Raw genomic sequence first — 15,024 nt, 5'->3', positions numbered from 1 at the left:
TGTTAATTACATTTATCTCTTTATTATATATATTTTTATAACTTTTTAAAAGGATAATAGCATAATTTTTCAATATATAAAATATAATATCCCTTTTAAGTATTAACTTAAAAGGGATATTATATCATCTATTACTTAATAAATTACATTTCTTCCTCTTCTATATCATGGTGATGATCATGATCATCATCTATAACAACACCATCTAATTCTGGTATGTGTATATTGTGCTTTTTAGAATAATCTATTAAAGCTGATTTTATAGCTTGTTCAGCAAGTACTGAGCAGTGCATTTTAACTGGTGGTAAACCATCTAGCGCTTCAGCAACAGCTTTGTTTGTTACTGCTAATGCTTCATGTATAGTTTTTCCTTTTACCATTTCTGTAGCCATTGATGAACTAGCTATTGCAGATCCACATCCAAAAGTTTTAAATTTAACGTCTTTTATAACTTTTGTATCTTCATCTATATCAAGATATATTCTCATTATATCTCCACATTTAGCGTTTCCTACTTCACCTATTCCACTAGCATTTTCTATTTCTCCTATATTTCTTGGATTCATGAAATGATCCATAACTTTTTCACTATATTGCATGATGTTATCCTCCTTTAATTTTATATATTAAATCTTCCCGATATTATTTGTCTTTGTTTTCTTTTATAAATTTATCATATAGAGGTGACATACTTCTTAGTCTCTCTATAACTTTTGGTAATTGTTCTATTATATAATCTATATCTTCTTCAGTTGTAAAGTCTCCTATAGATAATCTTAAAGAACCATGAGCTATTTCATGAGGTAATCCTATAGCCATTAAAACATGTGATGGATCTAATGAACCTGATGTACATGCAGAACCACTTGATGCAGCTATACCTAACATGTCTAGCATTAATAGTATTCCTTCTCCTTCTATAAATTCAAATGAGAAGTTAACATTTCCTGGTAATCTATGTTCCATACTTCCGTTAACTCTTGTGTATGGTATATTTTCAAGTATTCCATCTATTAATCTTTTTCTTAATGCAGTAAGTCTTTCTATATGGTTATCCATATTTTCTTTAGCCATTTCTGCTGCTTTTCCATATCCAACTATTGCAGGTATATTTTCAGTACCAGCTCTTCTTCTTCTTTCTTGTGCTCCACCGTGTACAAATGAATGTAACTTTGTTCCAGTTTTGATGTATAAAGCACCTATTCCTTTAGGTCCATATATCTTGTGAGAAGACATACTCATTAAGTCTATATTTAATTCTTTAACATCTATATTAATATTTCCAGCTGCTTGAACTGCATCTGTGTGGAATATTATATTATGTTTTTTAGCTATTTCACCTATTTCTTTTATAGGTTGTATAGTTCCTATTTCGTTATTTGCAAACATTATAGTTATTAATATTGTAGTGTCTTTTATAGCTTTTTCTAATTCATCTAATTTAACTCTACCTTCAGCATCAACATCTAGGTAAGTTACTTCAAATCCATGATATTTTTCTAAGTATTCGCATACATGAAGTATACCATGGTGTTCTATTTTAGATGTTATTATGTGGTTTCCTTTATGTTTATTAGAGAAAGCAACTCCTTCTATTGCCCAGTTATCACTTTCTGTTCCACCAGCTGTAAAGTATATTTCATTTGGTTTTGCATTTATAAGGTTTGCTACTTGCCCTCTAGCTTTATCTAATGCAGCTTTTGCTTCTCTTCCGAATGTATGAAAACTAGATGCATTCCCAAAATAATCTGTTAAATAAGGCATCATTTCATCTAGTATTTCTTTTTTAACAGGTGTTGTAGCTGAATAATCCATATATAATCTTCTTTTTTCCATTTTGTATTCGCTCCAATCTACTTTAATAAATTTGTTATATCACAGTCTAATTTGTTTTTGTTGTAATCATCTATCATGTCTTGAAGGTTTATAGCATTTATTACATCCTCTATTCCCTTCTTTAATTTTTCCCAAACGACTTTTGTAACGCATATATTTGAATTTTCACAAATATCCTCATCTATAACACAATCTGAAATTGATATAGGTCCTTCTAGCACTACTAAAATATCCCCTACTTTTATTTCTTCAGGTTTTTTAGCTAGCAAATATCCACCTTGTGCACCTCTTACACTTTTAACAAGTCCAGATTTCTTAAGTGATGAAAATATCTGCTCTAAATATTGTTCTGATATATTTTGTTTTTTAGCTATATATTTTAATGGAACTGGTCCATTCTCTTCATTTAGAGATAATTCAAACATAGCTTTAAGCCCATATCTACCTTTAGTTGATAGTTTCATATATTATCACCCTTTACTCAATTACAATTCATAGTAATTTACTAGGTTTTATCTTCAATATTATTTTATTATATCCTAGTAATTTTGTCAACATTAAATTCATACTAATTTACTAGGTTTTATTTTTTCACATTCACTAATTAAAATGCTTTATTTATACTATATATATACCACCTTTTTTATAGCGTAAACATATTATTTTTTTAATTTTTCTAAATATTTTTTATAAGTAAAAAAGACCGTATTTAAACAGTCTCTTTATAATTACTTTTTTTGAATAGGAAATTAAAAAATCCTCTTATTCCATTAAACATAACTATTATTACAACCAGTATTATTATTCCAGTAATAGCTCCACTTGAATCTATAAATACATCCTTTATACTTCCAACTCTTCCAGCTACTGATAGTTGTCTCATTTCATCGTAATAAGCATATAAAGCACTTATTATAAATGCTAGTGTAGCTGATATAAATACTCTTTTAGTAAATACATAAAGCATTAAACATAAAGAAATGCCAATACATGCATATATACTGAAATGAGCTAATTTTCTAACTATATAACTTTTGCTTCCATATCTTTTCAAAACATTAAATACTTTATCTTTTATACTTATTAACTTACTATCTTTTAGAGTAACCTCTTGTCTTACTTCATCAACTATTTTAACAACTTTATCTGATTGTATTTTAGATACATTACCTTCTTGGCTTGAAAAATAATACATAGTTCCCATTGCTAAAATAACTAATACTAAGCAAATTATTTTTTTCATGGTAGTATCACCTCTTTTATATTTAATGATTATACATTATATAATTATACAAGTCCAATTTTTACAAAAAATATATCCTATAATACTCACTAAATAATAAAGTTTTTTCTTAAACTTTAGTCATGTCTATATTGTTTGAATATAAAATAGGGTATCTCCCAATAAGAGGACACCCTAAGCATAATAAATACTCCATTTTCCTATTTCTTTAAATCCTAATTTTCTATATATCTTTCCTGCTTCTTCATTATCATAAAATAAACACGGAATTTTTCCTTCTTCTAATAATTCTCTGCATAACTTGCTTATACATACAGTTGCATAACCTTTATTTCTGTAATTTGGATGAGTCCCTACACCAACTATAAGTCCATATTTTTGGCTTTCTAATGTACTCTTTGCCATAGCAACAACTTGTTTATCACATGGTATATAATAACCCCTTCCAGTTTTTAGAAGATTTTTTATGTTTTCTACTGTAGTGTTTTCAAATTCTTCTATAACTTCATATAATTTTACCACTTTACCTATATTACCAAATCTAATCTTTTTTACATTTGAACTTCTCATTGTATTTTCTAAATTTTTGGTTGTAAGTAACTTACAAAAACTAACTATTCTTTTTCTATTGATATTTAAATTATTTTCAAATTTTTCTAAACATGCTGTTTTACCACTTATTTCAGTATAATCTAATTTGTCTATAAAGTTAGAAAATCTCTTTACATTAAATTTAGAATGAGAATAAAATGTTAAAAAATCTAAATATTTAACTAATACTCCTTCTATATTGCCACTTCTATCTATATCTGCCCATACACTAAAAAAACTATTATCATATCCAAATCTTTCAATATCCCCAACTATAAATAAATTAAATTCAGGTTCCTTGCTTAAATAATCAACTACCTTCTTATGATATTTTTCATCTATTTTCAAAATCATATACTTCCCCCTGATATAAAAATCAATCTATATATGAAAACTACCCTTATAATATTTTTATTATCAATAGTGGTTTTTATGATAATTTTATAATTGTTAATATATCTCCTTCTTATTAACCTTTATTTTTTAAATTTTCCCAATAAGCTTTAAAAGCCATCTCATTTTTATTTTTACCTGGATTGTAATATTTTTTATCTTTTATAAGTTCTGGCATGTATTGCTGACTTACATAATTATTTTCATAATTATGAGGGTATTTATAGTCTATACCTCTACCTAGATTTTTAGCACCACTATAGTGTGCATCTTTTAAGTGGACTGGTATATCTCCAACTTCTATATTATCTAAATCATATATAGCTGATTGTATAGCAGCGTATGTAGAATTAGACTTAGGACAATTTGCTAGATATATTGTAGCTTGTGCTAAAGGCAATTGTGCTTCTGGAAACCCTAGTTGATTTGCTGCGTTGACACAAGCCTCAACTATAGTTATAGCTTGGGGTACAGCTAGTCCTACATCTTCACATGCAATACACAAAAGCCTCCTAGTTATACTATTTAAGTCTCCTGCCTTTATAAGCCTTGCTAGATAATGTATAGATGCATCTATATCAGAACCTCTTATAGACTTATGAAATGCAGACAATATTGAGTAGCTATCATCTCCTTTATTGTCATAATTAAGTATCTTAACAGAAGAACATTCTATTGTATTATCTAGAGTTATGTTAATTTCATCAGAATTACTATCAATGCTAACATTAAATACAAGTTCTAATTTGTTTAAAGCACTTCTCATATCACCATTGCAAGTTTCTGCTATATATCTTATAGCCTTTTCTTCAACTTTTATTGTTTTGCTTTTATAGAGATTTCTTAATTTTTCTATTGAATTCATAAGGCCTATAAATATATCTTGTGAATTTATTTGTTTAAACTCAAATACTGAACATCTACTAAGTATTGCTTTATATATAGCAAAGTATGGGTTATCTGCTGTACTTGCTATTAAAGTTACTGATCCTTCCTCTATAACTTCTAGTAATGATTGTTGTTGTTTTTTATTTAGAGCTTGTATCTCATCTAACATTAAAATTATACCATTATAAGAAAATAGGTCTCTTTTAGTGGCCTCTATTACTTCTTTTATTTCTTTGACACCGCAGTTTACAGCATTTAGTTTTATATACTTTTTTCCTGTTGCGTTTGCTATTATGTTTGCTAAGGTAGTTTTACCTGTTCCTGGAGGGCCATATAAAATCATATTTGGTATAGTTTTATTTTGTATTAATTTATTTAATATTTTCCCTTTTCCTATTATGTGAGATTGCCCCACCATATCATCTATACTTTGAGGTCTAAATCTATCTGCTAACGGTTGCATATTACCTCCTAATATACTTGTATTAAATAAAGGTACCTATAAACATTTATAGATACCTTTTATTATTAGTAATTTGATTTTAATTTCTTTAATTCTTCTATAAGCTTGTCATTAAGTATTTTTATATGTGTCCCCTTCATACCTAACGATCTAGATTCTATTACTCCAGCACTTTCAAATTTTCTAAGTGCATTTACTATAACTGATCTTGTTATACCAACTCTATCAGCTATTTTACTAGCTACTAATAAACCTTCTTTGCCATCTAATTCTTCAAATATATGCTCTACAGCTTCAAGTTCTGAATAAGATAAAGTGCCTATAGCCATTTGTACTACCGCTTTCTTTCTCATTTCAACTTCTAATTCTTCACCTATAGCTCTTAATATTTCAAGACCTACAACTGTTGCACTATACTCTGCTATAACTAGATCATCATCATTAAACTCTTTATCATACCTCGATATAAGTAGTGTACCTAATCTTTGTCCACTTCCTAATATAGGAACTATTGTATTATATTTTTGTGCTCTTTCTGCTTCTAGAGGGAAGAACTCTAATAATTTTTCTCCTGTTAAGTTCTCTAATGTATCAGATACTTTTAGCATATTTTTAGTATACTCTTCTGGGAATTTTTTTTGTCTTGTCCCCTCTTCTTCTACTACCGAACTATCTTTTTCATCATTTAGGAATAAGCCTAATACTTTACCTTTAGAGCTTAGTATGTATATATTTGCACTTAACACCTCACCTAATGCTCCAGCTAATAAGTCAAAAGAAACATTACTGCCACCACTTGTTTGTAACGTTTTATTTATCCTTCTAGTTTTTTGTAATACTTCACTCGCCATTATAATTCATCTCCTCATGAAAATCAGCCTTTTCAGCTTTTCCCTATTCATCTATCTAAATTTTTATTCTTAATACGCATTATGCAATAGAATATTATCACAAAATCAAACCTTTTTCAATATAATAGGCCTTATTTTTCTAATTTTCGCTATTTTCATTCACTGGTTTTATATTATCGTTTTCTTTATTATTTAAATTCTTACAATCTTTATTAGAACATACAACTTTAGTTTCACCCTTTGTGACCTTTTCTACCATATATGACCCACATTCTGAACATAATTCTCCTGTTGGTTTATTCCATGCTACAAAGTCACACTCTGGATACCTAGAACAACCATAAAATGCTTTCCCTCTTTTAGATTTTCTAAGAATGATATCTCCTTCATGACACTTAGGACATTTTACGCCTATTTTATTAACTAGTGGTTTTGTCGTTTTACATTCCGGATAGTTTTTACATGCTATAAACTTTCCAAATCTACCGTATTTTATAAACATCTTTTCTCCACAGTTTTCACATACTTCATCTGTTTCCTCATCCATGTTTATTTTTTCTATACTTTCTTTAGCTATTTCTATAGCTTCTTTTAGTGGTTCATATGATTCTCTAACTACATCTTTCCACTTCATATGACCTTCTTCTATTTCATCTAGCTTACTCTCCATTTGAGCAGTAAAATCAGCATCTATAAACTTTTGGAAGTTTTTTTCTAGTATATCTGTGACTATTATCCCTAATTCTGTAGGATGTAAACTTGTACCTTGTTTTTCAACATATTCTCTATTTAGTATAGTTGCTATAGTAGGCGCATATGTACTTGGTCTACCTATACCTAACTCTTCTAAAGTCTTTACTAAACTTGCCTCTGTAAATCTAGCAGGTGGCTGAGTAAAGTGTTGAGTTGGTATTATATCTTCTATATCTAATATGTCACCTTCATTTATAGTTGGTAATATTTTATCTTCTCTGTCAGTAAAATTATATATTTTTGTATATCCATCAAATTTTAATTTTGATCCTGTAGCTTTAAATATATAATCATCTATCTTACACTCTACATTTAATATATCAAATACAGAGTCTTCCATTTGACTTGCAACAAATCTTCTCCATATTAAGTTATATAACTTAAATTGATCTTTAGTAAGATATTCTTTTATACTATTTGGAGTCTTTTCTACATATGTAGGTCTTATAGCTTCATGTGCATCCTGAACTTTTTTACTTTCTTTTTTATCTTTCTTGTCTTCTACATTTTTATAGTAGTTTTCTCCTATTTCACCTAGGATATAATCCTTAGCCTTTTCTTTAGCTTCTTCTGATATTCTCTTAGAATCTGTTCTTATATATGATATAAGACCGACAGTTTCTTTTTCTATATCTATACCTTCATACAACTCTTGTGCTATACTCATAGTTTTTTTAGTTGTAAAAGATAGTTTATTTGCAGCTTCTTGTTGAAGCATACTAGTAGTAAATGGCTTTGGCGCTGATTTTCTTCTACTCTTAGATTCTATTGATACTACATTCAATTTCTTACCTTTTATATCATCTAAGATGTTATTTATCATCTCTTCATTTTCAATTTCTATCTTCTCATTTTTCTTTGAATGAAATTTTAAATTAATATCTTCATTTTTTTCTGTTTTTGCATTTAGCTCTAATGTCCAATATTCTTTTGGTATAAATGCATTTATTTCTTTTTCTCTGTCGCATATTAATTTTGTCGTTACTGATTGAACTCTACCTGCACTAAGACCTTTTCTTATTTTTTGCCAAAGTATTGGGCTTATTTGATAACCCAAAAGCCTATCTAAAACCCTTCTAGCTTGTTGTGCATCTACTAGACTTAAGTCAATATTTCTAGGACTCTTTATAGCTTTTTTTATTGCATCTTTAGTTATCTCATTAAATTCTATTCTACACTGTTCATTTTCATCTAGATTTAATATATGAGCTAAATGCCAAGATATAGCTTCACCCTCTCTATCAGGGTCGGTTGCTAAATATACTTTCTTAGATTTTTTAGCTTCCTTTTTAAGTTCCTTTATTACGTCGCCTTTTCCTCTTATATTTATATATTGAGGATCAAAGTCATTTTCTATATCTACACCTAATTTACTTTTAGGTAAATCTCTTACATGACCGACCGAAGCTTTTACTGTATAATGGCTCTTCCCTAAAAATTTCTCTATCGTTTTAGCTTTAGCAGGCGACTCAACGATGACTAATGTTTTGGCCATAACCACACACCCCCACTTTTTATGTTATTTATGAATTTAAAATATATCTATTATTATTAATCTGTACTAAAATATCTCTTAATACTAATTCATTTAAAATTATGTTTACATATTTTATATCCATTCTAGTATTATCACAAATTTCATCTATATGCAAGGTTCCTTTATTTTTTATAGTATCTATTATAATACGAGATTTCTTATCTAAATTAATATTATCATACTTTTTTAAATTTTCTTGATTTTTATTATTAATAATTTTATATTCTTCTAAAATATCTTCTATACTGCATACCAACTTTGCACCTTCTTTAATTATTTTATGGCATCCTTCACTCATGGCAGAATGTATACTTCCTGGTATAGAAAATACTTCCCTTCCTTGTTCTAATGCAAAATCTGCAGTTATTAGTGCTCCACTTTTTATGGCAGCTTCAACCACTATAACTCCATCACTTATTCCACTTATAATTCTATTTCGCTGTACATAATTACTTGGATAGACTTTAGAATCTATACCATATTCAGATATTATAAGTCCATCATTTTCTAGTATTTCTTTACTCAAATATAAATTTTTTCTTGGTAAAATATTATCCACAGATGAACCTATTACAGCAACCGTTTTTCCACCACCTTTTATACAGCCCATATGCGAGTATGAGTCTATACCAGTAGCTAATCCGCTAACCACATTTATATTCATTTCTGATAATTTACTACTAATTGTTGTTGCACAGTGTTTACCATATGCAGTTGCTTTTCTTGATCCAACCATAGCAATTGATAGCCCTTCATTTAAAAGGTTTATATTTCCTTTATAATATAATAACTTTGGTGCATTATATATATTTTTTAGCTTACTTGGGTAATGATTATCTTCTATACTTACATATTTTATATTTCTCTCTCTTAATTTTTCTTTTATATTATCTAAATAAGCAAGACTTTTATATTTTACTATATTTTTCTTAATATTTAAATTTATATTTTCCATTTCATTTATTTCTTTATCACTTAAATGAATTATATCTTCTACTTTTAATCCATTTTTTAGCATTTTATCTATTATGTTATTACTTATCTTATCTATTGATTTTAGCCATAAATAAGCATCTTTTTTATCCATATGAGTCTCCTATTTAAAATATGTGTAATAAGCTTTTCTAAATGAAAAAGCTTCCATTATATGACTTGAATTTATATTTTCACTTTCTTCTAAGTCTGCTATAGTTCTCGATACTTTTAATAGTTTAGTGTAACTTCTGTTACTTAATTTATATTTTCCTAATATTAGATTTAATGTACTTAAACCATCACTTTCTAGCTTACAATAATCTAGTAACTTTGATGATTTTATCTCATCATTAGTTTTAATTAAATCATTTTCAAATCTTTTATTTTGAATAATTCTTGCTTTCTCCACTCTATCTCTTATAACATCAGAATTTTGTGAATTATCACTCTTAATTAACTCGTCATATGGTATTGAGTTAACTTCCACAAATATATCAAATCTATCTAATAGTGGTCCTGACAATTTATTTATATATCTATCTATGTCAATTTTTTTACATCTACACTCCTTATCGGACATAAAATATCCACAAGGACAAGGGTTCATAGCACCTACTAAAAGCACATTACAAGGATAGGTTATATTTTGCTTCACTCTAGATATATTAATAACTTTATCTTCTATAGGTTGTCTTAATGTTTCAAGTATTTTTCTATCAAATTCAGCTATTTCATCTAGAAATAATACACCTCTATGAGATAAAACAATTTCACCTGGAGTCGCTTTTTGACCCCCTCCTATTAATGCTTGCTTAGTTGAAGTGTGGTGTGGTGATCTAAAAGGTCTTTTTGTAATAATACCTTCATTATCAGAAGTCATTCCACATGCACTATAAATTTTAGTAACTTCTAACATTTCATCTTTTTGAATTTTCGGAAGAATCGTTCTTATTCTTTTTGCTATCATAGTTTTTCCCGAACCTGGAGGACCAATCATTAACATGTTATGATTTCCTGCTGCTGATATTTCTGCTGCTCTTTTTACAAAATAATTACCATAAACATCTTTAAAGTCTTCATCATAACCTATATTTTCTTTTCTATCTTGTTTTTTAGTTTTTATAATTTCATCTTTATCTATATCTATATCACCATTTAAATAGTCTATACATTCTTTTAAGCTGCTAACAGGTATTATATCTATACCATCAATAAAAGAACTTTCTAATATATTATCTTTAGGTATAAATACTCTTTTTATCTTGTTTTCTTTAGCCCCTATTACCATAGGAAGTATTCCTTTAACTTTTCTTATATTTCCATCTAAAGATAATTCACCTATAAACAAACTACTATTTAAATACTCATCATCTTTTTTTATAAGATTTTTAAGTATACCAATGGCTATTGGCAAATCAAAATAAGCTCCTTCTTTTTTCATATCTGCAGGAGATAAATTTATTACTATTCTAGAATTTAAAAACTTATATCCACTATTTATTATTGCTGATTTAACCCTATCTCTTGATTCTTTTATTTCTACTCCTGCAAGACCTACAATATTAAAACAGGGTATACCATTTTGTATATCAACTTCCACCTTAACAATAAAAGATTCTATTCCTATTAAATTACTTGAATTTATAATACTTAGCATTTTAACTCCTCTAAAAAGCATTTTCTATATGGTTAATCTTTTTATCCATAAAATATACTTCTATAACATCAAATCGAATTTTACTATCATAAATTTTTTTTGCAAATATATAATGTTTTGCTGTATTTGTTATCTTTTTTATTTTTTTATTATTTATTGCATCTCTTCCATATCCAAATCTTAAATCCATTCTTGATTTAACTTCTACAAATACTAATTCATCTTCAAATTTTGCTATTATATCTATTTCTCCACTTTTTATTCTATAATTAGTATCTAATACCTTAAATCCTTTTTGTATTAAAAATTCACAAGCTATTTTTTCTCCTAAATTACCTTTTTCTTTATTATTCATAGCTTCTCCTAATTCAAAAACTTTTTTGTAATTATATCCTCCTATATATTTATGTATACTACTTTTTACTTTTTTTGATTGAATTTTTTATAAGTTGCTACTAATATTACTTGTAGAGGGGGGGATTTTAATGTCTAGGTCTAAAAGACTTATTTATAAAAAGAAAAAGAAAAGATTATTAAAAAATAGAATTATCTTTTTATCTTCTTTCCTTTTTATACTAACTTTTTCATTTTTAATATTTACATATGGTAATAATCAAAAAAATAATAATACTACATCAAGTAATCCTAAAGTTGTACAAGCTCTATCTTCAGCTAAAGAAACTTCGACTCTCACCTTAAGCACTGCAGGAGATATTATGACCCATATGCCTCAACTTAAAGCTCAGTACGATAATTCATCTAATACATACAATTTTGACAATAACTTTCAGCATGTAAAACACATCTTAGAAAATGACGACTTATCAATAGCTAACCTAGAAACTACTTTAGCTGGTACCTCAGTACCTTATTCTTCTTATCCTACTTTTAATACGCCTGATAATATTATAGATAGTTTAAAATATGCAGGTATTGATATTTTATCTACCATTAATAATCACTCTTTTGACAAAGGTGATTTAGGTGTTAAAAGAACATTGGATATTTGTAAAGAAAAAGAAATAGAAACTATAGGCACCTCTAATAAAAATGAAAATAGGCACATTATAAAAGAAATAAATGATATATCTTTAGGTATAATTGCATTTAGCTATGGTGAAATAATAAATAATAACAAATATTTAAATGGAATAAAAATATCAGATGGATCTAAAGATAATATGAACATATTTGATATGCATGATGTTAACAAGGCTTTTAATACTATAAAAAAAGAACTAGATAAAATAAGAAATACAGATACACAAATAGCTGTTTTACATTGGGGTAATGAATATCAAAGGACTCCCAGTAAATTTCAAAAAGAGTTAGCTCAGAAGCTATGTGATTATGGAGTAGATATAATAGTAGGTTCTCATCCTCATGTTGTACAACCTGTAGAAATAATACGTTCTAAGGATAATTATACCAATACCTTAGTTATATATTCTTTAGGAAACTTCATATCAAATCAAAGACAAGAACTTTTAAACACACCTTACACAGAAGATGGCCTTATAGTATCTATCGAACTTACTAAAGATCATACAAAAAATCAAACCTTAATATCATCAGTAAATTGTATTCCAACTTGGGTTAATAAATATAAAGGCTTTAACAAGGATGTATATGAAATAATTCCAATATACTCTAAAGAACAACTACTTGAAATTAACAATTTACCTATGGAAAGACTAAAACTTTCTTATGAAAATACAGTATCTCAAATAAAAACTTCAGATATAATTAAAGTTCCGCAAAATATTTTTGAGCAAAAGTAAAAGTCTCTCCTAATTATTAGGAAAGACTTTTATTTTTATATCTATTTATATATAACCTTTTCATCTATATCATCTATATTTTGACATCCTGTTAATATCATTGTTGAACTTAATTCATTTTTAAGTTTTTCTACATAAGATTTAACCCCTTCTGTCTGACCTCCAAAAGATGCTGTTACAAATGGTCTTCCGATAAGCACTGCATCAGCTCCTAGTCCTATCATCTTAAGAACATCTACACCACTTCTAATTCCACCATCTACAAGTATAGTTATCTTACCTTTTACTGCCTTAGATATATTAGGAAGCACATCTACCGCCCCAGGAGTGCAGTCTAAAACTCTACCACCATGATTAGATACAACTATTGCATCAACTCCAGCCTCTACTGCCATTAAAGCATCTTCAACTGTCATTATACCTTTTAGTATAAATGGTAAATTTGTAGACTTTTTAAGTTCTTTTATAGCATTTACATCTTTAGGTACAACCTTTTTACCATGCATTGAAAGTGTTACAAGGCCACATGCATCAACATCTACACCTACTGCTATTGCCCCTGCTTCTTCTGCAAGTTTTATTTTATTTATTATGTCATGATTTTCCCAAGGCTTTATAAACACTATACCTTTACCATTATTTTCTTTAAGTACTTTTAAGTTTTCTATTAAAAATTCATCTATAGCAGTATCTCCTACCATAGCATATACCCCTGAATCAATACATCCTTTAACTACAGGTTCTATATATTCTCTTTCTGATATTTGTCCACCCATATTTAAAGTTGTTCCTGTAATTGGTGCAGCAAATATTGGAGCATCCATTTTTTGACCAAATAACTCTATACTAGTATCAGGATTACATACATTATGTACTACCCTCATATTTATCTTAACTTTTTCTAAACTCTTATAGTTCTCAGTGAAAGCTGATCCACTTCCTTTACCTCCCATACCAGGCACTTCTCCTGCACAGGCTACACCATTACAAACTTTACAAACCCTACAGCTTCCATTAAACTTTTCTCTAGCATTTTTTTCTAGTTCTTTAAAATTCATCTTAACTTCCCCCATCTTAAATTGTATAGTTTTGCTTTATAATTTATGGTATTTTTATATTTGTATTAATTATAGCACATTTTTTAAGAAACTCTTTCTATGTATAGGAGTTATACCATGCTTTTCTATAGCTTCGTAATGTTCTTTAGTTCCATATCCCTTATGGCCTTTAAATCCATATTCAGGATACATCTCATCATACTGATACATTAAATTGTCCCTTGTAACCTTTGCTAATATACTTGCTGCAGCTATTGATATAGATTTTGAATCCCCTTTTATTATAGGATTTTGAACAATATCTACTCCTGGTATAGTAGCTGCATCTATTAATAGATAGTCTGGACTTTTCTTCAAGCAGTTTAAGGCTTTTTTCATAGCCATATAAGTTGCATTTAATATATTGAATTTATCTATTTCTTCATTATTTACTATTCCTATACCATAATCTAGGGCTTCTTCCTTTATTATATCAAATAGTTCTTCTCTTTTAGCTTCACTTAGCTTCTTAGAATCATTTATTCCTTCTATCTTAGTTCCTTGTTTAAATACTACAACACTAGCTACCACAGGCCCTGCTAATGGACCACGTCCTGCTTCATCTATACCACCTATATATATATATCCTTTTTCATAACCTTCATTTTCAAATTCGTTTATCTTTTCTAATCTCTCTTCTTCTCTTCTTATAGCATCTAATTTTTTAGCCATTTTTACAGCTAAACTTTGAACTGATTTTCTCTCATCTATTTTCAAAATTTCTATATATTTCAAATATTCATCAGTACTTATATTTTCTATTATTTCTTTAATTTCTTTTACACTTTTATCTTTCATAAATTTCTCCTTGGATTACTTTATATTGTCTATTTATATATAAATATATATTTTTATTTCCTTCTATTAATATATTAACATATATTTGATAAACTATAATATAGTTCATTGTTTATATATTTATACCTTATAAATTTATAAAATAAAAAATCGTTGGTAAT

14 protein-coding genes are annotated in these 15,024 nt (G+C 27.9%); 1 reads left to right on the top strand and 13 read right to left on the bottom strand.

Annotated features, from left to right (window positions below; all coding sequences use genetic code 11):
- Positions 1-143 precede the first annotated feature (143 nt).
- The 11 genes from nifU to I1959_RS05020 all read right to left on the bottom strand — a co-directional run bounded on the left by nifU (position 144) and on the right by I1959_RS05020 (position 11,542).
- Positions 144-599 carry a Fe-S cluster assembly scaffold protein NifU gene (nifU, locus tag I1959_RS05070; protein WP_092924598.1) on the bottom strand — a complete coding sequence of 152 codons (456 nt, stop codon included), beginning with the start codon at positions 597-599 and terminating at the stop codon, positions 144-146.
- A 43-nt stretch (positions 600-642) separates the two neighbouring features.
- Positions 643-1,836: a cysteine desulfurase NifS gene (nifS, locus tag I1959_RS05065; RefSeq protein ID WP_195237288.1), complete on the bottom strand. Its 1,194-nt coding sequence runs from the start codon at positions 1,834-1,836 to the stop codon at positions 643-645.
- Positions 1,837-1,853: 17 nt separating this feature from the next.
- Entirely contained in the window at positions 1,854-2,300 is a 447-nt protein-coding gene (locus I1959_RS05060) for an RrF2 family transcriptional regulator (RefSeq protein WP_092924594.1), read from the bottom strand.
- Between the two features lie 245 nt (positions 2,301-2,545).
- Positions 2,546-3,079 carry a VanZ family protein gene (locus I1959_RS05055; RefSeq protein WP_166505819.1) on the bottom strand — a complete coding sequence of 178 codons (534 nt, stop codon included), beginning with the start codon at positions 3,077-3,079 and terminating at the stop codon, positions 2,546-2,548.
- 174 nt (positions 3,080-3,253) lie between these two features.
- Entirely contained in the window at positions 3,254-4,024 is a 771-nt protein-coding gene (locus tag I1959_RS05050; RefSeq protein ID WP_166505820.1) for a GNAT family N-acetyltransferase, read from the bottom strand.
- 115 nt (positions 4,025-4,139) lie between these two features.
- Positions 4,140-5,414: a replication-associated recombination protein A gene (locus I1959_RS05045; RefSeq protein WP_092924588.1), complete on the bottom strand. Its 1,275-nt coding sequence runs from the start codon at positions 5,412-5,414 to the stop codon at positions 4,140-4,142.
- A 65-nt stretch (positions 5,415-5,479) separates the two neighbouring features.
- Positions 5,480-6,265 (bottom strand): GTP-sensing pleiotropic transcriptional regulator CodY, encoded by a 786-nt coding sequence (gene codY, locus I1959_RS05040; RefSeq protein WP_092924586.1) that lies wholly within the window; start codon positions 6,263-6,265, stop codon positions 5,480-5,482.
- A gap of 139 nt (positions 6,266-6,404) precedes the next feature.
- Positions 6,405-8,513, bottom strand: coding sequence for a type I DNA topoisomerase (gene topA, locus I1959_RS05035; protein ID WP_092924553.1), 2,109 nt, complete (start codon positions 8,511-8,513; stop codon positions 6,405-6,407).
- Between the two features lie 28 nt (positions 8,514-8,541).
- Positions 8,542-9,642: a DNA-processing protein DprA gene (dprA, locus tag I1959_RS05030; RefSeq protein WP_166505821.1), complete on the bottom strand. Its 1,101-nt coding sequence runs from the start codon at positions 9,640-9,642 to the stop codon at positions 8,542-8,544.
- A gap of 9 nt (positions 9,643-9,651) precedes the next feature.
- Complete coding sequence (locus tag I1959_RS05025) at positions 9,652-11,187, bottom strand: YifB family Mg chelatase-like AAA ATPase (RefSeq protein WP_195237286.1); 1,536 nt, start codon at positions 11,185-11,187, stop codon at positions 9,652-9,654.
- Positions 11,188-11,197: 10 nt separating this feature from the next.
- A complete protein-coding gene (locus I1959_RS05020) occupies positions 11,198-11,542 on the bottom strand; it encodes a YraN family protein (RefSeq protein WP_166505823.1) in 345 nt (114 codons plus the stop codon).
- Positions 11,543-11,672: 130 nt separating this feature from the next.
- Here I1959_RS05020 and I1959_RS05015 point away from each other — a divergent pair, with 130 nt between their 5' ends.
- On the top strand, positions 11,673-12,968 hold the full coding sequence (locus tag I1959_RS05015; RefSeq protein WP_166505824.1) for a CapA family protein: 1,296 nt from the start codon (positions 11,673-11,675) through the stop codon (positions 12,966-12,968).
- A 41-nt stretch (positions 12,969-13,009) separates the two neighbouring features.
- Here the strand turns inward: I1959_RS05015 and I1959_RS05010 are convergent, their stop codons facing one another.
- Complete coding sequence (locus I1959_RS05010; RefSeq protein ID WP_092924543.1) at positions 13,010-14,026, bottom strand: alpha-hydroxy-acid oxidizing protein; 1,017 nt, start codon at positions 14,024-14,026, stop codon at positions 13,010-13,012.
- A gap of 69 nt (positions 14,027-14,095) precedes the next feature.
- Positions 14,096-14,863 carry a ribonuclease HII gene (locus tag I1959_RS05005; RefSeq protein ID WP_092924541.1) on the bottom strand — a complete coding sequence of 256 codons (768 nt, stop codon included), beginning with the start codon at positions 14,861-14,863 and terminating at the stop codon, positions 14,096-14,098.
- Positions 14,864-15,024: the final 161 nt, after the last annotated feature.

Source organism: Romboutsia sp. 1001285H_161024_C4, assembly GCF_015550185.1.
Classification (GTDB): Bacteria; Bacillota; Clostridia; order Peptostreptococcales; family Peptostreptococcaceae; genus Romboutsia_C; species Romboutsia_C hominis.
The sequence above is the reverse complement of the archived record's forward strand: the minus strand, read 5'-3'. Positions and strand labels throughout refer to the sequence as shown.

Coding starts and splice junctions, on each gene's coding strand:
- I1959_RS05025 (WP_195237286.1), bottom strand. CDS start 11,187: ATGCTAAGTATTATAAATTCAAGTAATTTAATAGGAATAGAATCTTTT.
- dprA (WP_166505821.1), bottom strand. CDS start 9,642: ATGGATAAAAAAGATGCTTATTTATGGCTAAAATCAATAGATAAGATA.
- I1959_RS05005 (WP_092924541.1), bottom strand. CDS start 14,863: ATGAAAGATAAAAGTGTAAAAGAAATTAAAGAAATAATAGAAAATATA.
- I1959_RS05015 (WP_166505824.1), top strand. CDS start 11,673: ATGTCTAGGTCTAAAAGACTTATTTATAAAAAGAAAAAGAAAAGATTA.
- nifU (WP_092924598.1), bottom strand. CDS start 599: ATGCAATATAGTGAAAAAGTTATGGATCATTTCATGAATCCAAGAAAT.
- nifS (WP_195237288.1), bottom strand. CDS start 1,836: ATGGAAAAAAGAAGATTATATATGGATTATTCAGCTACAACACCTGTT.
- I1959_RS05010 (WP_092924543.1), bottom strand. CDS start 14,026: ATGAATTTTAAAGAACTAGAAAAAAATGCTAGAGAAAAGTTTAATGGA.
- I1959_RS05060 (WP_092924594.1), bottom strand. CDS start 2,300: ATGAAACTATCAACTAAAGGTAGATATGGGCTTAAAGCTATGTTTGAA.
- I1959_RS05020 (WP_166505823.1), bottom strand. CDS start 11,542: ATGAATAATAAAGAAAAAGGTAATTTAGGAGAAAAAATAGCTTGTGAA.
- I1959_RS05050 (WP_166505820.1), bottom strand. CDS start 4,024: ATGATTTTGAAAATAGATGAAAAATATCATAAGAAGGTAGTTGATTAT.
- codY (WP_092924586.1), bottom strand. CDS start 6,265: ATGGCGAGTGAAGTATTACAAAAAACTAGAAGGATAAATAAAACGTTA.
- I1959_RS05045 (WP_092924588.1), bottom strand. CDS start 5,414: ATGCAACCGTTAGCAGATAGATTTAGACCTCAAAGTATAGATGATATG.
- topA (WP_092924553.1), bottom strand. CDS start 8,513: ATGGCCAAAACATTAGTCATCGTTGAGTCGCCTGCTAAAGCTAAAACG.
- I1959_RS05055 (WP_166505819.1), bottom strand. CDS start 3,079: ATGAAAAAAATAATTTGCTTAGTATTAGTTATTTTAGCAATGGGAACT.